Source organism: Halalkalirubrum salinum (assembly GCF_005543295.1).
Lineage (GTDB): Archaea > Halobacteriota > Halobacteria > Halobacteriales > Haloferacaceae > Halalkalirubrum > Halalkalirubrum salinum.
On record NZ_SRSG01000014.1, the window covers coordinates 25689 to 47820 of the forward strand.

The window sequence follows — 22132 nt, forward strand, 5'->3', positions numbered from 1 at the left end:
GCTACGACGTTTGTGAATCAGTGGACGTGGTAGTGTTCGCGCTCGTACTTTCGGCAGGGGATTCCGGTGATTCCCCGGCAGAATCGCCGTCACCAGCGGACCCGTCATCTGTAGAGCGCTCGGCCTCTTTCGGGGTGTGTGCACGCTCTTCGAGCCGCCGCAGCACGTCCGGGCGGCCGAGGGCGTACACCGTGTCGCCGTCGGCAAAGCGCCGATCGCGATCGGGGATTGGCGCAGTCGTGCCGTCGGCCGATCGGATCGCGACCACGATCACGCCCGCCTCTCGGACGACAGTGCCTGAAAGTTCACTTCCAGGGTCAACGTCGATCGCCGCCATCGTCTCGTCGACACCGCGAAGCAGTGTCGCAAACTCCCGATCTGGCTGCGGTTCTTCGGGTAACGTGACGACCCGATAGCGCTCGGTCGGATCGATCCGATCGGCATCGGCCGAATCAATCGCGACGGTGACCACGTCAGATGCGACCCCACGGAGCTCCCCAGAGACGAGCCGCTTCGGCTGCTCGCCGGTGCACCAGATCTGTATCAGATCACCCGGAGAGGCGTTATTCGGTGGGTCTGCGGACAGCGCAACCGCGACAGTTCCCGGTGCAAGCGTCGGACCGACGCCAGCCATCCGCGAACCGACCGCGAGGTACTCAACATCCCCCTTCTCTGTTAGATCGACATCGACGTAACCGATCGCGTAGTCTTCTTTGATCCGCGATATGAGTCGTTCCCGAAGCGCGCCAACGGTGAGCCGACGCGGGAAGACGAGCTGTTTGCCTGCCATCTCCGTTTTTGTTTCTTCAGGGACTGGATCGTAGCTTACCATGTCTTCGATCTCATCGGGGAGCGTTACTGTGGTGGCGCGGCCGGCCGATCGCACGACAGTTCCCATATCTCCTTCAAACTGTCTGAGCGCCGGCATCGACAGCACGTTCGTCGCAACCGCATCTCCGGCCCGCCTGCCAACCGGAGCCGCAAGGCTTGCGACACCCAACACGACCACGTTGAAAAGCACCGTCTCTATCTGAAAGAGATCGGTGCCGCCACTGCTGACGATTGCACCGAGAGAGGCGGTATTAATGTACAACGCGACCACAGCGACACCGATCAACACCGCAATCCCCTCTGGAACTTCCTCTGCGAAGTACCACCGGTACACGAGCGCGATCGCGGCCGCGCCGAGAAGTGACAGCAACGCGAACACGACAAGCGTGACGATCGCTGCCAACGGATCCCCAAAGGTGACGCCCGTCTGGCCCACACCGATGGCAAATGTCTTGATCACGCTGCGGCCTCCGTGAACGTCTTGATCGCATCGGGTGCACCGATCACGTACAGTTCGTCGCCTGCTGACAACAGCTGAGATCCCTGCGGGGCGACCTCCCACCGCTTGTGTTTGACTGCGAGAATCGCCACATCGTAGACCTCCCGGACGTCAACCGCACCGATCGTATGACCGGCGAGCGGCCCGACAGCGTCGACAGTAACCCGCTTGAACCGAACGCCCGCTCGCTTGAGCAGTGTTGTCAGTTCGATCTCATGGTGCGTCCCACGGGAGAGGACGACGACCTTCCCGTGATCGACCCCGAGCAACCGTTTGGCCTCTTTGGGTGTGACCGCAACCGTCACGCGGCCCTCCCCACCGGTGGTGACTGCTGCAGCCGGAGCCGCTTGTACCTCTTCGGAGCCCCCGTCAGTTACGACCGGCTTCGGATCCGACGTCGGCTGGTCCTCTTTCGATTTCGCTCCCGTTTTGGCGGCGATCAACACGCCTTCGACGGTTACGTCCTCGGCGACAATGCGGACCTGTTCGCCGCGGGCTAATCCGGTGGGAACGAGCGCCGAGATCGACACTGCGCGTTTTCCCGCTGGGACGCGCTTCGATATCGTCCCGGTCGGCGGGGCCGCAGAAACCACCGCCTCCGCGTTAGCGTTCAACTCCACGGAGACGGCCGCGAGGTCAAGTTTGGATCGAAGCCGATCGGCGAATCGGGTCTCGAGCTCCTCGACGGGGAGGTCTGCGGGGAACCGCCACTCTCCGTCGCGGATTGCAGCCCGATCGGCCGCCGAGAGCGGCGGATATCCTTCGAGGTCGCCGATCTCGCCGATGACCGTGATTTTGACCTCGTTTCGACCACCTACGAGTTCGATCACGTCAGTGTTGAGTGTCCGGTCTCGGAGTTTTCGAAACGAGACCCGCCGGGGTACGCTCGCGCCGAGTTTGTCGCCCTGTGCGTGTGCGTACAGTGCGAGCATCAACACGACGAGAATCGCCGTCACGATTGCCGTTGCGTTCTCCGAAGAGCGGATTGTCGGGTCGTTGAGTGCCATCAGGCCACCGTTGATGCCGGCGATCGCCAGCGCCAACACGACGACACCTAACCCGGGGATCGTCACCCCCGTGAAGTATTTGAATACGAACCCGAGCACCCCAGCGATTACGGCCGGGATGATCCCGGTAATGATCCCTAAATAGATCCCCAGAAGGATTTCGAACGGAAGCGCCATATCCACCCAGATAGTCGCCATTTATAAAAGTCATCGCCCGCTGACTGCGAGCAACCTGACTTACCGCACGCTGATTGGTATCCTCGCTGGACGACGGGCTATTTATTTATACTGAAAAAAGAGGGCAGGTAATGGCGTGGAGTCGCGAGCTCGTAACCGTCCGGGCGTCGGTCCTTTTGACCTTCGCAGTGGCCACGCTCTCGATCGTCGTTGGGTTGGTCCATATCTCGACCGGCGGTGTCGATAGCGCATACGCACAGATCGTCCCGCCGGCGATCCGCCGAACGGTTGGGTTCACCGGGACCCTGACTGGCTTCACCATTCTCGCGGGCGCGTGGGCGCTTCGGAGTCGATACCGGATCGGCTGGTATGTGACCGTGGTGTTGCTGCCGATCACGGCCGCACAGGGGTTGTTGCAGGTTTCGCCGTTTTCAGTGCCGCTGGTCATCCTGTCGGTCGTGTCCATCCCGGCGCTTGTCTACAACCGAAGCCGGTTCGATCGGAACTTCTCACCCTCGATGACCCAGATGGCCGCCAGCCTCTCGCTCGTCACAGCAGTCGCGTATGGCACGCTGGGATCGTATGCGCTGCGCGAGGAGTTCAACAACCTCAACACGATCACCGACGCGTTCTACTACACGATCGTCACCGCAAGCACAGTCGGCTACGGTGATATTACTCCCGAATCCGAACTCGGCCTGTTGTTCGGGATCTCGGTGCTCGTGTTGAATGTTTCCGCCTTCGCGGTCGCACTCGGTGTCCTCTTGACCCCGGCGATCGAAGCACAACTCTCCAAAGCCCTCGGACGCATGACAGAATCACAGTTCAACCTCCTCGACGACCACATCCTCATCCTCGGCGATGGGGATCTGACTGAACCGATCATCGAACACATTGACAACGGAACGGATTTTGCGATCGTCACGACGAACGAAACACGAGCGCGCCGGTATGCCGATAACGACTATCCAGTGCTTACGGCCGATCCAAGTGACGAAGAGCCGCTCGTTCGTGTCGGCATAAAAGACGCCCGCGCCGCGATCGTCGCGACCGAAAACGACGCCCAGGACGCCCTGGCGATCCTCACAGCCCGACAGCTCAATCCCGACCTCACGATCCTCGGGGCGGCCACCCAACGAGAGAACGTCGCCAAACTCCGCCGGGCCGGCGCGGATCGAGTCATCAGTCCGGCAATGATCGGTGGCCGACTGCTGGCGGCTTCGGCGATCGGCGGCCGCGACGCCGAAGATGCCTCCCAGCAGCTACTCGGCGAGGATTGACCTCCCAGAGCTGCCAACCAGACGTCGGTCCTACTACAGTGTCGCAGCCGCCGAGAGCGTGATCGCGATCGCCCGCTCGACGTTGTTTTTCGCCTTCTCGGGGAGTTCCTCGTCGCTGTCAGCTCCTTTTTGTGTCCCCTCGACGAGGTTACCGTCGACCGTACAGATCGCGCCGGCGCGCATCCCCTTGCGGCGAGCGATCGAGAAGACCGCCGCTGCCTCCATCTCGATCGCGAGCAGATTCGCGGCCTCCCAGTCGCGAACGTACTCGTCAGACTCGTTGTAGAAGGCGTCGTCGGAGACGATCGGGCCGACGTGGACGTCCTCGTCGTTCGCCTCGGCGGCGTCGACGAGCGCGGTCAACACGCCATAGTCAGGAACCGCCGGGTAGGTCGCAGACTCGTAGCGCTTTGACGTGCCCTCTTCTTTCGCCGCGCCGGTCGCGACGACCATATCGCCGATCTCGATCCCGACCTGCAGGGCACCGGTTGTTCCACAGCGGACTACCGTTTTGACGCCGGCGGCATTGAGCTCCTCAACGGCGATCGCGGCAGACGGACAGCCAATCCCTGTCGAGCAGATCGTGAGCTCACGGCCCTCGTAGGTCGCGTTGACGAGTTTGTACTCGCGGTTTTCCGCGATCGTCTCGGCGTTCGTACACTGGGCGGCGATACGATCGACGCGGCCCGGATCGCCGGGAATGATCGCGATGTCGTGGACGTCGCCTTCCTCGATGAGCAGATGCGGCTGTTTTGCCATGTGCAGTCACTCGTGCGTCCGCGAGAAAAACGGTCCGATCGCGGGCCTCCACGCCGGCGGCGTTCTGTCACGCGACGACAGTGGTCGCAAGCACCGGAACCGCGACAGTCATTGTCACGCCAAAAATGAGAGACGAGCGGAGCCACTGTCCACGAACCGCCGTCGACTGTTCCTCATAGATCTGTCCGCCCGCGTGTGGGAGGACAATGTGTGCAAAGAGGAGGTAGATGAATCCGACGACGATCGCCGTCGCGACGACGTGAGCAGCCACCTCAACGCCGGACAGCGACAGCGAAACCGCAGCGGGAATCGTCCGACCGAGCCCGGTTACGAGCACGCCGTACAGTGCTCCGGCGAGGACGCCGGCGACGTGGTGGGCAATCACGGCGTCGCGAAACGGAACGGACTCGGGCGATCGACGGGTGGCGACCGCTGCGGCTACGTACGCGGGCGTAAAGCCGTCGTCCCATGCCCGCATCGGCCAGTTCATTGCAATCGCTGCAAGGAGCCCAGCGGCCGAGCCGATCACAAGAAAAAACAACAGCTCGTTCATTCGCTATCTCTTCGGGTGTTGTCTCCCAGCGGCATAAACGTTCGTCGGACATGATCGACGGTGGCGATGGAGGTGGACGCCGATCGTCGCCACAGGGCTACGCGCCGCCCGTCGCTACAGGGCTACGCGCCGCCCGTCGCTACAGGGCTACGCGCCGCCCGTCGCCACAGGGCTACGCGCCGCCCGTCGCCACAGGGCTACGCGCCGCCTGTCGCAATGAACAACAGCACGTTGTGAATCCCCGGACCAAGACCCACCGCCGCAATGAAGCCCAACAGTAGCCGGCCCTCAGTCGGTTCAGTTTCGACGTACTCCGCAAAGAGGACGACGATCGCTCCCGCGAGCCCCAGTTTGACGAGGATGAAAAGCCACCCGGTGCCGAGGATCGCTTCGGTTGGCAGTGATTCTGCGATCGACAAAATCGCCTGCGACAGCGGCGTTCGCTCCCCAAAGCCGAGGATGTCGACGCCGACCGCCGTCGTGGCGGCGTCAAGTGCGTGTCCAAAGAGCACAAATATCCCGACCGAGCCAGTCACCGCCGCAGCCTCCGGGCGTTGGCGATCGAGGATCGTCCACGCGATCGCAGTGAGCGGGATCGACACGAGTACCCCGGCGAGCGGCCACGCGACCGCCAGCGTTCCGCGCGCGGCGCCGTTCGCGAGGATTACCCCAGTCAACGCGAGCGCGATGATTCCACCCAGTACAGCGAGTGCGAGCGGAACCCGCTCTGGAGGGCCGATCTGGTCGATCGTGAGCCACGCCGCAGCGGCGATCGCACCTGTTGTGAGATACACCGCAGGGGTGCCGCCGAGCGGTTCGATCGCCGGCGGGAGCGCACCCAACACGAACAGCACGTGGCTGGCCGCCCCCACCGCGATCCACGGCCCAAACGCGAGGATGTGTGCGGCGGTGACCGGCGGGCGACGGCGGATGAGGCCGAATCCGACCGCGGCGATCGCGGCCGTGAGCACGAGCAGATACGGATGCGGCGGTAACGCAAAGCCCGCAGGGAGAAATGGGACCTGTCCGAGAACCGGCTGAGACATGTCTCGACAGCCGACGCGATGGGGTGAAAGCGTTACGAAGGGGACCGAGCTATTTTGCAGCCGCAATTCGCTCGAACTGCTCGGCCGACAGCGTCACCTCGGCGGCTGAAAGATCCTCTTCGAGCTGCTCGACCGTTCGCGCGCCGACGATCGGCGCGGTGACCTGCGGATGCGCACACAGCCACGCAAGGCTGACCTGTGCGGGCGTTGCGTCGACCTCGCTTGCGACGGATTCGACAGCATCTAAGGCGTCGAAGTTCGCCTCGGTGAGGTACGACGTGGCGAATCGCTCGTCAGTTGCGCCCCGGGAGCCCGCTGGCGGCTCGGCGTCGCGGCTGTATTTTCCCGTCAAGAAGCCGCCGGCAAGCGGCGACCACGGGACCACGCCGATGTCGTAGTGATCGCACATCTCGAGGTAGTTGCCCTCGATCTCGCGGTTGACCGCGTTGTAGCGCGGCTGGGCGATCGTAAACGGCTCGTAGCCGCGGCGATCGGCGAGTTCGTTCGCCAGCGTCACCTTCCAGGCGTTCGGCTCGAATGTGGAGGCACCGAGATAGTTGACCTTCCCGTCGCGGACAAAGCCGTCGAGGGTCCGCATGAACTCCTCGACCGGCGTGTCGTCGTCCCAGCGGTGGATATAGAGCACGTCGAGATAGTCGGTGCCAAGGCGATCGAGGATGCGACCGATCGTGTCTCGGAGGTGTTTCCGGCCGAGTCCGCGGCCGTTTGGATCCTCGCGCGTTGGCCAGAAGACTTTCGAGGCGAGCACGAACGCCTCGCGGTCGCGATCGGCCAGCCAGCTACCGATGTACGACTCCGCGCGGCCGTCGCCGTACATGTCGGCGGTGTCGATAAACTGCCCACCGGCGGCCGCGTAGGTGTCCAAGAGCTCGTGGGCTCGCGGCTCGTCGATCTCGATCGCTCCGGCGTCGTTCTCGCGGCCGAATCGCCACGTCCCGAAGGCGATCTCAGAGACCGCTGTCCCGGTTCGTCCCAACGAAACCGTATCCAGCGACATACCGGCCGTTCGCCTCCAGGGCGATAAAATTGCCCGATCTTCGCTTTGACCGCCGGCAACGCTCGGGGGCGATCGCGGTACTTACCACCGCGGCGGCAGAACCAGCGATCGATGGATGCCCAACGGAGCGGAGCAGTCTTTGTGTTGATCGCGTCGGCAGGATTTGGGACACTTGCGATATTCGGCAAACTCGCCGCAGAGGCAGGATTGAACACAACGACACTGCTCGCGTTTCGGTTCACGATCGGCTCGGCGTTGCTCTGGATCGGTTTGCGGCTTCGCGGGCCGATCCAGCTGCCGCCCGCTCGTGAGTTTCGGGTCGCGGTGGCACTTGGTGCGTTGTATGCGGTCTTTTCGGCGCTGTACTTCTGGGGGCTGTTGTACGTCCCCGCGGGGGTCGCCGGAATCACGTTTTATACCTTCCCGGTGTTCGTCTACGCGCTCTCGGTGACCGTACTCGACGAGCAGCTCTCGCGGTACAAGCTCGCGGCGCTCGCGTGTGCGATCGTCGGCGTCGCGTTGATGATCGGCGCGGACACCGCGTCGATCGACGCGATCGGCGTCCTGTTGATTCTTCTGGCCGCCTTTGGCTATGCGACGTACATCACCGGCAACCGCGCGGCGGTCGCGAACACCCCGCCCGACATGCTGGCGGCGATCGCGCTCGTCGTCACCGCCGGCCTGTTCGTCGTCGGTGGCGGTGTGACCGGCCGGCTGTCGGTGCCGAGTGGTCCCGATCAGTGGGCGATCATCGTCGGCATCGCCGTGATCGGCACTGCGATGCCGCTTTTGTTGTACGTAACCGGCCTCCAGCGGATCGAGGCCAGCCGGGCGGCGATCGTGAGCACCTCTGAACCGGTCGTCACAGTCCTGCTCGGAATCCTCGTTCTCAACGAACTGCTCACAGTCTCGGTCATTCTCGGTGGCGCACTCGTCCTCATCGGTGTGTTGCTCGCACAGACTGATGTGACCGGGAAAGTGCGCACCCCACAGTGAGTCGAAGGGATCGTTCCCACAGTGAGTTGGCTCTGGTGAAATCCTATTCTTCAGACACAGTATCGTCTGAAACAACTGTTTGCTAAAGACTGCATATTGATCGGTAGTTTCATTCATCTCCGTAAGGAATTCTTACGTATGAGTGTAGACGACCCCGAAGTGACGACGGTTACCTCGAAGGGACAGATCACAATCCCAAGCCGGCTTCGAGACCAGTTCGGACTCGAAAAAGGAACGAAGCTAATGGTCGTTCCGACGGACTACGGCCTCGTGTTGAAAAAGATCGAACTCCCGTCAGTTACGGAGTTCCAAGAGCGCATTGCCGAACGCGCCGAGGAGAACGACCTATCCATCGAAGAGGTGAATCAACTGGTTCACGCCGCGCGCGATACCGACCAATGAAGGCTGTCCTCGATACAAACGTCCTTATTTCCGCGGTTATTGCGACCGGGACACCGCACGAGATCGTCGTGGCGGGCTATACGAACGAGTACCAAATCGTTGCATCTGTGCCGACGCTCACGGAATTCCGCAAAACATTGCAAAAATATCCCGAACGCTTCGGATTGGACGATGAAGAGATTCAGACCGAAGTCGAAACGCTTCGATACTTCGCGGAATTCGTCGTCCCCGATGAAGAAATTACGGCCGTCGAAGCGGACCCGGATGACGACAAGTTTCTAGAGGCAGCTGTGGCAGGCAATACGGATTACATCGTATCCGGTGACCACCATTTACTTGATCTGCAGTCATTCCGTGGGATCGACATCGTTACACCTAGAGAATTTTTCGATGTGCTAAACGATCGATGAGCCACCTGTACCGCCGGATACGGGTCGAAATGTGTCACTTGCTGAGGATTTCAACAAAACCGGTGAGTTGGAAGTGTCTCACCCGCGATGATCCGCACAGAAGACAAGCTATTCGTGAATATCGACCGTACACCAGTGCATGGCAGATCTGAACCCGATCGCGAAGCGAATTCACAGCATCACTCCCGATCGCGTCCGTGTCACCCTCGACGATGGCACCGAGGCGACGTTTCAGTTCTCCTGGACGGAGTTCTTCCAGCAGGAGTTCCAGGCCGAAGGAACGAGAGACGGGGACGATGCCGACTACCGACTCGTGTCGAGCGAAGACAACGAGACGATTCTCGTCGGTCGGCAACGGACGGGCGAGGACGGCTGGGAGATGATCGGTGCGATCGAATCGGTGACGCGCGCGGAGTGACCGCGATCAATCTGCTGCCGGCGTCTGTCGGTACCGCCGCAGCTCCGCGCGGATTGCCTCGCGTTTGATCAACACGAACCCCGAGAAAATCAGCACAAAGCCGACGACTGTTGTCGCGGTGAGTCCTTCACTGAGGATGAGCCAGCCGGCGATCGCCGCAAAGACGGGCGCGACGTAGGAAACGAGGTTGATCTCGATCGGCCCGAGTCGGTCTAACAGGTCGAAGTAGATCAGAAAGCCGATCGCGCTGGCGGCGATCGAGAGGTACCCAAGCGAGAGGATAGCGTCTGTCGTCCAGGCGATCGCCGCGACCGATTCACCGCGGACCGCGGCGATCCCGTGCATCAACACACCGCCGAGCAGCATCGACCACGCCTCCATGGGTTCAATTCGAAGGTCGGCGTCGATCCGGCGAGTGAGCACACTGCCAAGCGCAAACGCGATCGCAGCCACAAGTACGAACAGCTTCGCGATCGCCCCCTCGCCGAGAAGGTCATTCGGATCTGGATTCGCGAGCACAACCGCGCCGGCGAACGCCAGCGCCAATCCAACAATTCCAACGAGCGTGAGCCGCTCGCTTGGCAACAACAGCCGCGAGAACGCAGTCGTGAGTACCGGGCTGAGGCTGACAATCGTGGCGGCAATCGCGCTCGTCACGAGCGGGTCCGTCTGGCCAATAAAGAGAAACGAGTGATACCCCGCGATGAGGAACGTCCCGCCGACGGCGACGAGCGCCCACTGGCCCCGAGACCGCGGGATCGGATCGTCGAGGACCCAGACGGCGTACGCGAGCATCAACACACCAGCAATGTCGTAGCGAATCGCGGCGAACAGGACCGGCGGGAAGAACTCGAGTCCGAGGTTGATCGCCATGAAGGCCGAGCCCCAGATCGCCGCGAGGAGTAAAAACAGCGAGAGGTTTCGATACGTGGACACATCCGATCTCTTGGCGGTAGCGAATAGAAGCTTACGAAGCCGGGTGAGGTCGCCGAGTCGTCAAACAACCGAGACGATCACGACAAAAACGCAGGTCGCTGCGTTAGGTTCAAGACGTTTGGTCGTATTTGGAGGTCTATGGCACCGAATGACACTAATGACATAAACCGACGAACCCTTCTCACCTACGCTGGGAGCGCAGCCGCCGCGGTGACTGTGGCTGGGTGTACCGGTGACGGAAACGGCGGAAACGGCGGAAACGGCAACGGTGATGGGAACGGCGACGGGAACGGCGACGACGAGCCGTTCGAAATCGGTGTGACAATGGGACAGATGGACTCTGGATTAGACCCACAGGACCACGCCGAGACCAACACCGAAATCGTCGTCGGACAGGTCTACGAGGGCCTGCTCGATCGCGACAAGGTCGGCGAGATCATCGAGGGCCTCGCAACCGACTGGGAGCGCGGCGACGGTAACTCAGTCACCTTCACCCTTCGCGAGACGAACTTCCACAACGGCGATCCACTGACCGCCGAGGACGTAAAGTTCAGCATCGAACGAATTGAGTTCGAAGATGTGGGTATTGCGAGCCCACAGGCGGGCGATCTTGGCAGTGTTGAGGAGGTTGAGGCCGGTGACGGAGAGGTGACAGTCACATTCTCGGGATTCAATCCGATTGCTTTCCAGCTATTTGCGACGAACGGCGAGATTATGCAGCAGTCGTGGGTCGAAGAGAACAGCCGCGACTACATCAACCAGAATACCAACGGTACTGGACCGTTCCAGGTTACTGAGTACGACTCGGGTAACGAAGTGGTTTATGAGCCCTACAACGACTACTGGGACGGAGAACCCGAGGTCGACGAGCTCACCATGGCGTCCTCGAGCGAATCGAGCACTCGGGTCAACCGCCTCTTGGCTGAGGAGACCGATATCGTGACCAACGTCCCCCCGAACGAAGTATCACGCATTGAGGAGGAGGACGTTGCCACCGTCGAGTCGGTGCCAAGCGCGCGGATAATTTTCTTGCAGATGCGCTACGACGTCGAACCGTTCTCGAGCCAAGAGTTCAGACAGGCGATGAACTACGCGGTCGATGTCGAGAGCATCATCGAAAACGTGCTCAATGGCTTCGGAGAGATTACTAGTCAACCAACCCTTCCCGAGCACGTCGGCTACAATCCAGATCTCGATCCATACCCCTACGATCCCGAAGAGGCAGAGCGATTGGTCGACGAATCCGGCCACGCTGATGTCGAGATTACGCTTGAGACGCCGATCGGCCGGTACCTTCGGGATGTCGAAATCGCCCAGGCGGCGGCTGACCAGATCGACCAGCTCTCGAACGTCTCCTGTGAGCTCGAACAGCGGGAGTTCTCGTCGCTCGTCCAAGATATTACGACAGGTGACATCGAAGACAAACCCCACTTTAATCTCCTTGGGTGGGGGAACGGCGAGTTCGACGGCAGCCAGACGATCGGCCCCCTCATGACGACAGGCGGTTCGCTCACTATCCTCGAAAACGAGGAGCTCGATCAGCTGATGACTGATGCCGAGAACGCGACTGACTCAGACGATCGGGTTGAAATCCTCCAGGAGGCAAACGAGCTGGCACACGAACTAGCGCCATGGGTATTCCTCCACCAGCAGTTCAGTGTGTACGGCGTCTCCAACAAAATCGAGTGGGAGCCACGGTCCGACGAATTTATCGACCCCGACACGGCTACGAGACAGTAACGCGGTACGAGTATTCGGTCGCCAGTATACATGTCATTTGGGAGATTCGTATTCACACGGAGCCTGCAGGGTCTCGGGGTAATCTGGGGCGTGATTACCGTTGTATTCGCCCTCCGGTTCGTCACGCCGGGGGATCCGATCAACGCGGTCGCGCCGTTAGACGCCACCCAGGAGACGCGGCGGGCGATCGCCGCCGAGCTCGGGCTCGATCAGCCGCTGTACATTCAGTACGGACAGTACCTGTTCGACCTCATGGTTGGCGATATGGGCTTTTCGTACATTAAGGGACAGGAAGTCACGGGGCTCGTGTTCGCACGGGTACCGGCGACCGTCGAGCTCGCAGTGACGGCGACTATCGTTGCGATTGCGTTGTCGATTCCACTCGGGGTTATCAGCGCGACACGGCGAAACGAGCCTGTCGACTACGGCGCGACGCTGTTTTCGCTTGCGGGAATCAGTACGCCGAACTTCTGGCTCGGCATAATGATGATCCTCATCCTGGCCGTTGAGTTCGGAATCTTCCACACAAGCGGACGAGAGACGGACCTCGGCGATGTTGTCATTTCTGTTGTCGGTCCCGAACCGTTCATTTCGACGCTTGCGTCCTGGCTGAAGTATATCACGCTGCCCTCGATCGCGCTTGGCACGTACTTTATGGCCCTCATTACCCGGTTGACTCGATCGGGTATGCTGGACGAACTCGGCAAAGCATACGTCACCGCGAGCCGAGCGAAAGGTATCCCCGAAACGCTCGTCCGGTACAAACACGTCCTTCGAAACACCCTCATCCCAGTCATCACGGTTCTCGGCCTCCAGCTGGGGACGCTGATCGGCGGGGCAGTGATTACCGAAGCCGTGTTCTCGTGGCCGGGGCTCGGGACGCTCGTCATTCAGAGCATCAACCTCCGCGATTGGCCCGTCTTACAGGGTAGCCTCATCGTGATCGGCACCAGCTTCGTCTTAGTAAATATCCTCGTAGATACGGTGTACGCGTATCTCGACCCCCAGGTTGTGTACGACTAATGGTTTCAGCACGTGTTATCCGGAATCTCAAATCAGAGTTCAAAACCAGCGCGCTCGCAAAGATCGGCCTTGCGCTCGTCGTCGGGATCATCCTCGTCGCGACGTTCGCGCCGTTTATTGCGCCGCACAATCCGACCGAACAGCGCCTCCCAGAGAGCGAACTGCCACCGATCGGTTTCACCGACACGAACGAAAAGACGAGTTCGGAGATGGTCGATGGTGAGATCCAAACTGTTACCGAGACGGAGGTAATCCGCGCAGACAGCGACTATGTCCTTGGAACCGACGGGCTTGGCCGAGATATGCTGTCACGGATCATCTACGGCGCACGAACCTCACTCGCGGTTGGCGTCCTAGGAACGCTGCTGGCTGCGGTGATCGGCGTCCCGGTTGGGATGTACGCCGGCTATCACCGCGGACGGATCGACGACACACTGATGCGGATCGCTGACGTCAGCCTCGCGTTTCCCTCGCTCGTGCTCGCAGTCGCCCTCATCGGACTGTGGGGGCGCGCAGCGATTCGCGTGCCGGATCCCTTCGTTGTCACCGGAATGGTGTCAGATATGCCCGAATTCTTTGTGTTGCCGATCACAGTGGTGATCGTCGTCGGCCTCGTCAACTGGGTGTGGTTTGCCCGTGTCGCCCGTGGGGAGGCGATGTCGCTTCGCAGCCAGGAGTACGTCAAGGCTGCACGAGCGCTCGGCGCGAGCGACAACCGGATTATCTTGAGCCACGTCCTCCCGAACGCGATCACCCCGATCATCGTGCTTGGAACCGTCCAGGTTGCGGCGATCATCCTCCTCGAAAGCGCGCTGTCGTTCCTCGGGTTTTCCGGGACGACGCTCTCGTGGGGCTTCGACATCTCGCAGGGACGTGACTACATCTCCTCTGGACAGTGGTGGATCGCCTCGATCCCCGGGCTTGCGATCATGCTCTCGGTGATTGGCATCAATCTCCTTGGCGATTGGCTCAGAGACGCCCTCGATCCAGGAATCCAGGGTGAAGGGGGTGCCGCATGAGCTACGAGCAGACGAGCCGGCCCGCAGCCGATTCTGTCCTCAGCGTCGAGGGGCTTTCGACGCGGTTTTTCACCGAGGAGGGACAGATCAACGCGGTCGAATCAGTCTCGTTCGACCTCCGCGAGGACGAGATCCTCGGGATCGTCGGCGAGTCCGGCTCCGGAAAGTCGGTTACTGCACTGTCGCTCGTCGATCTCGTTGGGTCCCCCGGGCGGATCACCGCGGGATCAGTGTGGTACCGCAACCCCGATCTCGCCGAGGAGTTTCGTGGAAACGACTCGGTCGAAGTTTCGGGCGATCACGTCGATCTGCGGACCCTCCCGCCGCGAGTTCGACGATCGCTCCGTGGCCCCTCCTTTAGTATGATCTTCCAGGACCCGATGAGCAGTTTCAATCCCTCGATCACCGTCGGCGAGCAGATCGCCGAAGCGGTTGAGGTCCAACGCCGTGCGCGGGCGAACCCGCGATCGACCCGCTCGCGCACACAGGGGTACGGTCTGTCGAACTACTTACTCGACGGAATCGTCCCCGGTCGGAGCTATACGAGCAAAGCGAGTACCGAGCACGCAGTCGAGTTGCTCGAGCAGGTCGGCATTCCCGATCCCGAAGAGCGCGTCGACGAGTACCCAAACCAGTTCTCTGGGGGCATGTTACAGCGCGCGATGATCGCCCAGGCGCTGGCTGGCGAGCCAGACGTGTTGATCGCTGACGAGCCGACAACCGCGCTCGACGTGACGATCCAGGCACAAATCCTGAACCTCTTACGCGACATTCAGCGCGATCGAGGGATGAGCATCGTCCTGATCACCCACGACCTGGCAGTCGTCGCCGAGATGTGCGATCGGGTCTGTGTGATGTACGCCGGTGAGGTCGTCGAGCGAGGGCCGCTCGAGACGGTGTTTGGTGATCCTGTCCACCCGTACACCCAGGGATTGTTGGGCTCAATTCCGGAGCCAGATGCGGCCAAGTCGCGGCTTGAACCAATCACCGGCAACGTGCCCGGACTGCTCGATTCGGAGATGGGCGATCGGTGTTACTTCGCCGATCGCTGTCCGAAAGCGATGCAGGCGTGTTTAGAAAAGCCAGCCGATCTCCCAGCATCGGCCGATGGCGAACACACCGCAAAGTGTGTGCTCGCAGAGCAGCCGTACGATCCAGACGAGGCGCTCCCAGACGAGTACTTCCGAGGTGACGAATGAGCGAACCGCTGTTGCGCGTCGACGGGCTCAAAAAGTACTACGACGACGGCTCGTCGATCGTCGATCGGATCCTCGGCGCGGAGACCCAAAGTGTCAAAGCCGTCGATGGGGTCTCTTTCGAGATCGAGCAGGGAGAGACACTCGGGCTCGTCGGCGAGTCCGGCTGTGGGAAGTCGACAACCGGCGAAACCGTGCTTCGGTTGCGGGAGGCGACCGCCGGCGAGGTTGTCTTTGACGGCGACGACCTCCTCTCGATGGGGCCGGACGATCTGACGGAGTTTCGCACTCGTGCACAGATCGTCTTTCAGGATCCGTTTTCGAGTCTCGATCCACGGATGACCGCCGGTGACATTATCACCGAGGGATTGCGGATCCACGACATTGAAACCAAACAGGAGCGCCGAAACACCGCCCTCGAACTGCTCGAACAGGTCGGGCTTTCGGCCGATCAGATCGATCGATACCCTCACGAGTTCTCGGGCGGCCAGCGCCAGCGGATCGGGATCGCGCGGGCGCTGGCGGTCGATCCAGAGTTCGTCGTTCTCGACGAGCCAGTGAGTGCCCTTGACGTCAGCGTTCAGGCGCAGATTCTCAATCTGCTCGACGATCTGCAGGCGGAGTTCGGTCTCACGTACCTCTTTATTGCCCACAATCTCGGGGTAGTTCGACATATCTGCGATCGGGTCGCGGTGATGTACCTCGGCGAGATCGTCGAGATTGGGCCCGTCGACGAAATCTTTGGAAATCCCGCACACCCCTACACCGAGGCGCTCTTAGAGAGCGTCCCGAAGTTGGATGCCGACGGCAGCGAACGACGGATGCAGACGCTCGAAGGCGACGTCCCATCGCCGCGGAATCCCCCAGCTGGGTGTCGGTTCCACACCCGCTGTCCGCACGCTCGTGAGGTGTGCCGAAACGAAGCACCGCCGACCTACCAAGCCACAGAGACCCAGCAGGCCGCGTGCTTCCGGGTCGACAGCGACCACGAGTACTGGGAGAGCGAGCCGATCGCTTCGGAACAGTATCCCGATCAGTCGAGATGACACGCTGCGGAATGTGTGTCCCCGTCGAGCTCTGGATTCGATCGTTCACAGATACTAGTATACGCCGACATCGCATCGGCTGCGGCATCCCATTTGCCTTCGGCTATTGACTCGAAGGCCGTTTCCAATCGCTCGCGGTGCACCGCTGGGAGTGGGCTGTCAACGGTACGATCGTACAGCTGTTCGACAGTCGTCTCAACGGACGCGTCCTCGGGGATTGTAAACGCCCGATCGTCAATTCGCTGTCGAATTGTCTGGATCGCGCGATAGCTCTGTTGATCAATATCCATTTCATCGGGCGGGATGATGTGTGGACATCGTGTTCTAAACCGGCAGCCAGATGGCGGCTGTCGAGGTGAGGGAACGTCCCCAGAAATCACAGTGATATCTCGTTGGGCCTCTTCGGTTGTCGGCCGCGGAACACTGTCAAGCAGTGCTTCAGTATAGGGGTGTCGTGGTGCAGTAAAGATCTCTTCAATCGGCCCCATTTCGACGATTTCGCCGAGATACATCACTGCGACACGATCACAAACCTGACGGATGACCGAGAGATCGTGGCTAATCAACAGGTAGGTGAGGCCGAACTCCGTTTGCAGTTCGTCGAGTAGGTTCAACACCTGTGCTTGCACACTCACGTCAAGTGCGCTTGTTGGCTCATCAAGGACTACAAAGTCAGGATCAAGCGCGAGTGCTCGTGCAATCCCGATCCGCTGGCGTTGGCCGCCGGAGAACTCGTGGGGATATCGATCGAACTGATCCGCTGAGAGTCCGACACGCTCGAGTAGGTTTCGAACTCGCTCGTTTCGTTCGTCGAGTGTTCCCCGGCCGTGGACATCGAGCGGCTGTCGGACCGTTGCGCCAATCGTCTGTCTGGGGTCGAGACTCGAAAACGGATCTTGAAAGACGATCTGTGCCCGTTGTCTGAATTCTGTGAGGGCTGCCCCCCCGAGCTCGAAAACAGGCTCTCCGTTGAACGTAACAGATCCGTCGGTCGGTTCCTGCAACCGTAAGACGGTCTCGCCGGTTGTCGACTTCCCACAACCGGATTCGCCAACCAACCCGAGTGTTTCTCCACGAATAACGTCAAAAGAGACGCCATCGACTGCACGTACCGGTGAAGTCTCATCGCCAAAGAGTCGATCGAGAAATCCAGGCGCAGTCTCAAAGTATTTTTTGAGGTTTTCGACAGAGACCAGTGTGTCACCACCCGATGTAGTGTCTGCGTTGTTGTGCTCGAGGGTGCTCATGAGTCACCCCCGGAACTCTCGAAGTATCCTGCCGGTAGCGCCTCCTCCTCGGCGTATCCATCGGAGACGAGATAACACTGTGCGGTGTGCGATTGGCTCCCCGATGCATCAAGCTCCGAGGGCTCGTCAAGACAGCGTTGCATCGCTTTCGGACAGCGATCAGCGAAGGCACACCGAGTTCCCATCTCCGAATCGAGCAGGCTTGGAACGTTACCGGCGATCGGCTGCAAGCGATTGCCACCGGGCGTGTCGATATCTGGGATACTGCCGATCAGTCCCTCTGTGTAGGGGTGTGCTGGTGTATCGAAGATATCACTAACAGTACCACGCTCGACAATTTTCCCGGCGTACATGACCCCGACACGTTCGCACATCCGCGCAACGACACCGAGGTCGTGTGTAATGAGCAAGATTGACATCCCGAACTCTGCTTGGAGATCGTTGAGTAACTCGAGTACCTGCGCTTGAATGGTTACATCTAGTGCTGTCGTCGGTTCGTCAGCGATCAACACGTCGGGTTCGCCTGCCAGTGCCTGCGCGACCATCGCGCGCTGTAACATTCCCCCAGAGAACTCGTGAGGATACTGTCCAACCCGCTCTTCCGGATCGGGAATCCCGACCTGTTCGAGCAGCGAGATTGCCTCTTGTTTGCTCGATTCGGAGACGTATCCTCGCGAGGGGAACACGGTCGACAACAAAAAGTCGCTAAAGCGATACTCCGGCCGCGTACTCCGTGCAGAGACCGATCGTGGTCGCGTGGTTGCGCGGCGTTGGACCTCAACCGCTTCCGCAATCTGCTCGCCGACAGTGATTGAGGGATTAAAACTACTCTCTGGATCTTGGAAAATCATACTAAATGACGTTCCGCGAAGCGACCTGCGGACATGTTTCGGGACAGCCAGCAAGTCCACGTAGTCACCATCGACTGCGTCAGGATGGCGTTCGGCAATAGACGCGGCAAACTCCGGGTTTCGGTACCTGACGGTTCCGGCAGTTATTTTTCCGGGATCTTCGACCAGATCCATAATCGACAAGGCAGTCACACTCTTGCCGCTGCCGCTTTCACCGACGACGCCAACTGTCTCGCCCGGATTGATCGTGAGATCGACGTCGGAGACCGCATTTATCTGTCCTTCACCGGTGAAAAATCGGGTTGTAAGGCCTTCTATATCCAGAATTGGATCTACCATCGTTAGGCACCTCGCGTGCTGTTGTCAACATTCGGATCAAGCGCGTCTCGAAGCCAATCACCAATCAGATTGACGCCAATCACAGTGAGCATGATCCCAATACCAGGAACTACTGCGACCCACGGTCTGGTACGGAGCACATCTTGGCCACGTTCGATCTCATACCCCCAAGACAGTGTCGTTCCTGAGAAGCCAAGATACGCGAGCGACGCCTCAAGGAGGATAATAACAGCCACCTGAATCGTTGCGAGAACGATGATCGGAGTGACACTGTTGGGCAACACGTGTCGCCACAGGATCGATCGATCCGGCGTGCCGAAGCTCTTGGCGGCTTTGACGTACTCTTCGCTGCGAAGCGACAGTGCCTCGCCACGGGCAATTCTCGCAAACCACACCCACGTCACGAGCGCGGCGACGATAGTTACCGTCCCAGGGATCGGGATCGCAGTGGGCATCCCATCGGCAACGCCGATATCCAGGAACGAATCAACGTACACGATCGGATCGGGCACAAAAACGGGCGATTCACCAAACACACCGATAAGCGCAAGCGCGAGCACGAGTGCAGGGAACGCCAACATCACGTCTGCGTTGCGCATCAATACGTCGTCAACCCGGCCGCCGTAGTACCCAGCGACGAGCCCAAGCGGGACCCCAATTGCGAGTGCCATGAGTACGCCAAGTATGCCGACTACCAACGAAACCCGCGCGCCGTACAGAAACCGTGAGTACACATCCTGGCCAACGGTGTTCGTTCCGAGTAGATGCTCGTCGGATGGTTCGATGGCTACCTCGGTTATTTCACCGTCCTGTGAGATCTGCGTCTCATAGGACGTACCGGTTGGGGGGTATGGTTGTCCGCTATCATCATAGTATCCGGTGCGCGTCGGATCGTGGGTCGCGAGAATCGGTGCGAATATTGCGAATAACACGATGCAGATCAGAATCGCGACGCCGAGTTTCGGCAGCAGACTCTCGGTGAACGACTCTGAGAGATTCGACTTAATCCGTTCAGAGATCATTCGAGAGCCACCTCGGGATCAACGTAACTGTACACCGCGTCGACAGCGATATTGATCGCGACGAACGCGACGGCAATGAAGACAATAATTCCCTGCATCAGCGGCCAATCACGCGCGTCAAGCGCGTCAATGAGCCGTTGACCCAGTCCAGGCCAGTTGAACACCGTTTCGGTGATAACCGCCCCTCCCATCAGCGTGCCGAGTTGCAGACCAAGGACAGTGACAATTGGGATCATCGTATTTCGGAGGACATGTTTGTACCGAACAAGCAGTTCGGGAAGGCCTTTCGCCTCGGTGGCAGTGACGTAGGGCTTTCCGAGTTCGTCAATCATCCCACTGCGAGTCAGCCGGGTAATAAGGGCGGTAAAGTACGTCCCTAGGGTGACAGCTGGCAAGGCAATGTAGTGTATCCAGGTTGTGAGCTCGCTGATCGAACCAGTTTCGGCGAGCGTCAAAACCGCCGGGCCCAACCCAACAGGTCGACGGCCGGTCGGAAAGAGTCCAGCCCAGACACCCAACACCAAGATCAACATCAGCCCGAGCCAGAAATTCGGCGTACTAATTCCCAGCAGTGAAAACAGCGTCGCGCTGTAATCTGCGGGGGTGTCCCGTCGAGTCGCGCTTATTACGCCGAGCGGAATCGCGATGACCATTGCGACGACTGTTGCCGCGAGTGCAAGTTCGAGCGTCGCGGGGATTCGTTCGATAACCATCAGCGCGACATCGCGCTCTGATCGCCACGAATAGCCCAGGTCACCGACGAGCAGTCCTTGCACATAGTCTGCGTACTGGATGTACACCGGGTCGTTCAGTCCCTCTGCCTCCCGGACCTGTTGGATTAACTCCCTGCTCGCGCCCTCCCCGAGCATGAGGGTCGCCGGATCACCCGGAGAGACTGCACGGAGCCCGAAGAGAATCGTAACAACTCCCCAGAGGACAAATATCCCCTGCAAGAGCCGTTTAGTCAGAAACTTTGCTATCGACATGTATTGGCTGATTCAGGTGTGACCACGATGATTATCTTTTCGTTTCAGTCGAGCGTTCCGTGATCGATCCGAGGTTGTGGGCCCATCAGACGATACGTTCGATCGCACGGTCCCAGCATCTGTCGATCGACCGTGATGAGCCTACAGAGAGCGATCGCCGTGAACAGAGGGTAAGGCTACCGACAGCTCCCCCAAGAGTGCTGTTTACGCGTCCATTCCCCAGATGTAGACCGTCTCGTCTTCTCTGGGTTCCCACTGAATGGCATCGTTGACGCCGTAAATGCTCTCTTGGGTGTGCAAGAAGACGAAGGGGCACTTTTCGTGGGCAAGTTGGTTGACCGCTTCGAGCTGTTGGACGCGCTCTTCGGGGTCTTCGATCTGTTGACTCTCGAGGATCGCATCGCTGAGCTCCTCGTCTTCGAACGTCCGCGATTCGTTATCAGGAATCGTAAAGAAGCCCTGAACACCGTAGTCGGTGTCGCCCGTGATCGTCCCCCAGCCGATCATATAGAAGGGGATCTCCCACGTCTCGCCATACTCGTCAGGATTAACTCCCGCCTGGTTGGCGTCGGAGACGACGCCGAAATCAACAATGCTCGCCTCACACGAGACGTTGGGCAACTGATCGATCATATCTGCACACGTCTCACCAATATCGGCGTCGTTGAGGTACCGGCCTTGTGGCGCGACAAGTTCGATCTCGATGTCACCGTAGCCGCTTTCTTCGACGAGGCTCTCGGCCATTGCGAGGTCTTGCTCGTACGGCTCGATGTCCGAATTAAACCCGTTGATTCCCGGCGCGACGGGCTGTCCCCGCGCTTCGCCGAAGCCGCTCAGAACGGTATTAACGATCTCTTCATTGTCCACGGCGTAGTTCATTGCCTGCCGGAACTCGAGGCTGTCGAACGGCTCGACCGTGTTTTTCATCGGCAAAAAGATGTTCCGGAAGCTCGTGACCTGTCGAATCTCGACACCATCGGCGTTCTGGACAGTCGAAGCATCCTCTGGGAGGATGTTTATTGTCAGATCGGTTTCGCCAGTTTCGAGCGCCGCAACCCGGCCGCTGGACTCGCCGTCGGCGTTGATGACGACGCGCTCGAACGGCGGCTCTTCTCCCCAGTAGTCGTCGAAGGCTTCGAGCACGACCTCCTCGCCCGAGGTAAATTCGACGACCTCATACGGGCCTGTTCCATTGAAGTCCTCTGGGTCCGCGCCAGAGATCGCATCGTTCTCAGCAGATCTATCCAAATGAAGTGTGATCGTGGAAGCTACACAGAGACTCCTCTCAGAACTCAATCAGGAATACCGCGTTCTGCTAAAGAAATAACGGA

General features: G+C 59.9%; 21 protein-coding genes and 1 pseudogene. 10 read left to right on the top strand and 12 right to left on the bottom strand.

The features are described from left to right. Window position 1: 1 nt before the first annotated feature. Window positions 2-1291, bottom strand: coding sequence for a TrkA C-terminal domain-containing protein (locus E5K03_RS06060; protein WP_240729958.1), 1290 nt, complete (start codon window positions 1289-1291; stop codon window positions 2-4). Continuing rightward, complete coding sequence (locus E5K03_RS06065; RefSeq protein ID WP_138005458.1) at window positions 1288-2514, bottom strand: potassium channel family protein; 1227 nt, start codon at window positions 2512-2514, stop codon at window positions 1288-1290. Before E5K03_RS06065 ends, E5K03_RS06060 begins: the two co-directional genes overlap by 4 nt. A gap of 131 nt (window positions 2515-2645) precedes the next feature. On the opposite strand from E5K03_RS06065, the gene E5K03_RS06070 reads away from it, so the two are divergent. Then, a complete protein-coding gene (locus tag E5K03_RS06070) occupies window positions 2646-3794 on the top strand; it encodes an NAD-binding protein (protein ID WP_138005459.1) in 1149 nt (382 codons plus the stop codon). Between the two features lie 33 nt (window positions 3795-3827). Here the strand turns inward: E5K03_RS06070 and E5K03_RS06075 are convergent, their stop codons facing one another. The 4 genes from E5K03_RS06075 to E5K03_RS06090 form a co-directional block, all read right to left on the bottom strand. After that, on the bottom strand, window positions 3828-4553 hold the full coding sequence (locus E5K03_RS06075) for a nucleoside phosphorylase (RefSeq protein ID WP_138005460.1): 726 nt from the start codon (window positions 4551-4553) through the stop codon (window positions 3828-3830). 67 nt (window positions 4554-4620) lie between these two features. Continuing rightward, complete coding sequence (locus E5K03_RS06080; protein ID WP_138005461.1) at window positions 4621-5106, bottom strand: hypothetical protein; 486 nt, start codon at window positions 5104-5106, stop codon at window positions 4621-4623. A 197-nt stretch (window positions 5107-5303) separates the two neighbouring features. Continuing rightward, window positions 5304-6152 (bottom strand): DUF63 family protein, encoded by an 849-nt coding sequence (locus E5K03_RS06085; RefSeq protein ID WP_138005462.1) that lies wholly within the window; start codon window positions 6150-6152, stop codon window positions 5304-5306. Between the two features lie 49 nt (window positions 6153-6201). Further along, window positions 6202-7170, bottom strand: coding sequence for an aldo/keto reductase (locus E5K03_RS06090; RefSeq protein WP_138005463.1), 969 nt, complete (start codon window positions 7168-7170; stop codon window positions 6202-6204). Between the two features lie 111 nt (window positions 7171-7281). Here E5K03_RS06090 and E5K03_RS06095 point away from each other — a divergent pair, with 111 nt between their 5' ends. The 4 genes from E5K03_RS06095 (at window position 7282) to E5K03_RS06110 (ending at window position 9396) form a co-directional block, all read left to right on the top strand. Beyond that, window positions 7282-8166 (top strand): DMT family transporter, encoded by an 885-nt coding sequence (locus E5K03_RS06095; RefSeq protein WP_138005464.1) that lies wholly within the window; start codon window positions 7282-7284, stop codon window positions 8164-8166. 138 nt (window positions 8167-8304) lie between these two features. Then, window positions 8305-8568 carry an AbrB/MazE/SpoVT family DNA-binding domain-containing protein gene (locus tag E5K03_RS06100; protein WP_138005465.1) on the top strand — a complete coding sequence of 88 codons (264 nt, stop codon included), beginning with the start codon at window positions 8305-8307 and terminating at the stop codon, window positions 8566-8568. Continuing rightward, the gene (locus E5K03_RS06105; protein WP_138005466.1) at window positions 8565-8978 is read left to right on the top strand and encodes a putative toxin-antitoxin system toxin component, PIN family; all 414 of its coding nucleotides are present in this window, start codon (window positions 8565-8567) and stop codon (window positions 8976-8978) included. The genes E5K03_RS06100 and E5K03_RS06105 overlap by 4 nt, the downstream gene beginning before the upstream one ends. Window positions 8979-9117: 139 nt before the next feature. Further along, window positions 9118-9396 (top strand): transcriptional regulator, encoded by a 279-nt coding sequence (locus tag E5K03_RS06110; protein ID WP_138005467.1) that lies wholly within the window; start codon window positions 9118-9120, stop codon window positions 9394-9396. Between the two features lie 6 nt (window positions 9397-9402). On the opposite strand, the gene E5K03_RS06115 is transcribed toward E5K03_RS06110, so the two are convergent. Further along, on the bottom strand, window positions 9403-10332 hold the full coding sequence (locus E5K03_RS06115) for a DMT family transporter (RefSeq protein WP_138005468.1): 930 nt from the start codon (window positions 10330-10332) through the stop codon (window positions 9403-9405). Between the two features lie 138 nt (window positions 10333-10470). On the opposite strand from E5K03_RS06115, the gene E5K03_RS06120 reads away from it, so the two are divergent. The 5 genes from E5K03_RS06120 to E5K03_RS06140 are packed head-to-tail and all read left to right on the top strand — an operon-like array spanning window position 10471 to window position 16356. After that, window positions 10471-12072, top strand: a complete 1602-nt coding sequence (locus E5K03_RS06120; protein ID WP_138005469.1) for an ABC transporter substrate-binding protein — start codon at window positions 10471-10473, stop codon at window positions 12070-12072. Window positions 12073-12102: 30 nt separating this feature from the next. Continuing rightward, the gene (locus E5K03_RS06125; protein ID WP_138005470.1) at window positions 12103-13095 is read left to right on the top strand and encodes an ABC transporter permease; all 993 of its coding nucleotides are present in this window, start codon (window positions 12103-12105) and stop codon (window positions 13093-13095) included. Then, window positions 13095-14114, top strand: coding sequence for an ABC transporter permease (locus tag E5K03_RS06130; protein WP_138005471.1), 1020 nt, complete (start codon window positions 13095-13097; stop codon window positions 14112-14114). The genes E5K03_RS06125 and E5K03_RS06130 overlap by 1 nt, the downstream gene beginning before the upstream one ends. Then, a complete protein-coding gene (locus E5K03_RS06135; protein ID WP_138005472.1) occupies window positions 14111-15313 on the top strand; it encodes an ABC transporter ATP-binding protein in 1203 nt (400 codons plus the stop codon). Before E5K03_RS06130 ends, E5K03_RS06135 begins: the two co-directional genes overlap by 4 nt. Further along, window positions 15310-16356, top strand: coding sequence for an ABC transporter ATP-binding protein (locus E5K03_RS06140; RefSeq protein ID WP_138005473.1), 1047 nt, complete (start codon window positions 15310-15312; stop codon window positions 16354-16356). The genes E5K03_RS06135 and E5K03_RS06140 overlap by 4 nt, the downstream gene beginning before the upstream one ends. On the opposite strand, the gene E5K03_RS06145 is transcribed toward E5K03_RS06140, so the two are convergent. The 5 genes and pseudogenes from E5K03_RS06145 to E5K03_RS06165 all read right to left on the bottom strand — a co-directional run. Beyond that, complete coding sequence (locus E5K03_RS06145; protein ID WP_138005474.1) at window positions 16344-17603, bottom strand: ABC transporter ATP-binding protein; 1260 nt, start codon at window positions 17601-17603, stop codon at window positions 16344-16346. The two genes, E5K03_RS06140 and E5K03_RS06145, sit on opposite strands and share 13 nt — an antisense overlap. After that, window positions 17600-18793 carry an ABC transporter ATP-binding protein gene (locus tag E5K03_RS06150; RefSeq protein WP_138005475.1) on the bottom strand — a complete coding sequence of 398 codons (1194 nt, stop codon included), beginning with the start codon at window positions 18791-18793 and terminating at the stop codon, window positions 17600-17602. The genes E5K03_RS06145 and E5K03_RS06150 overlap by 4 nt, the downstream gene beginning before the upstream one ends. Before the next feature lie 2 nt (window positions 18794-18795). After that, complete coding sequence (locus E5K03_RS06155; RefSeq protein WP_138005476.1) at window positions 18796-19815, bottom strand: ABC transporter permease; 1020 nt, start codon at window positions 19813-19815, stop codon at window positions 18796-18798. Continuing rightward, window positions 19812-20801 (bottom strand): ABC transporter permease, encoded by a 990-nt coding sequence (locus E5K03_RS06160; RefSeq protein ID WP_138005477.1) that lies wholly within the window; start codon window positions 20799-20801, stop codon window positions 19812-19814. Before E5K03_RS06160 ends, E5K03_RS06155 begins: the two co-directional genes overlap by 4 nt. 204 nt (window positions 20802-21005) lie before the next feature. Continuing rightward, window positions 21006-22046: pseudogene (locus E5K03_RS06165) on the bottom strand (ABC transporter substrate-binding protein); the annotation flags it as partial. Window positions 22047-22132: the final 86 nt, after the last annotated feature.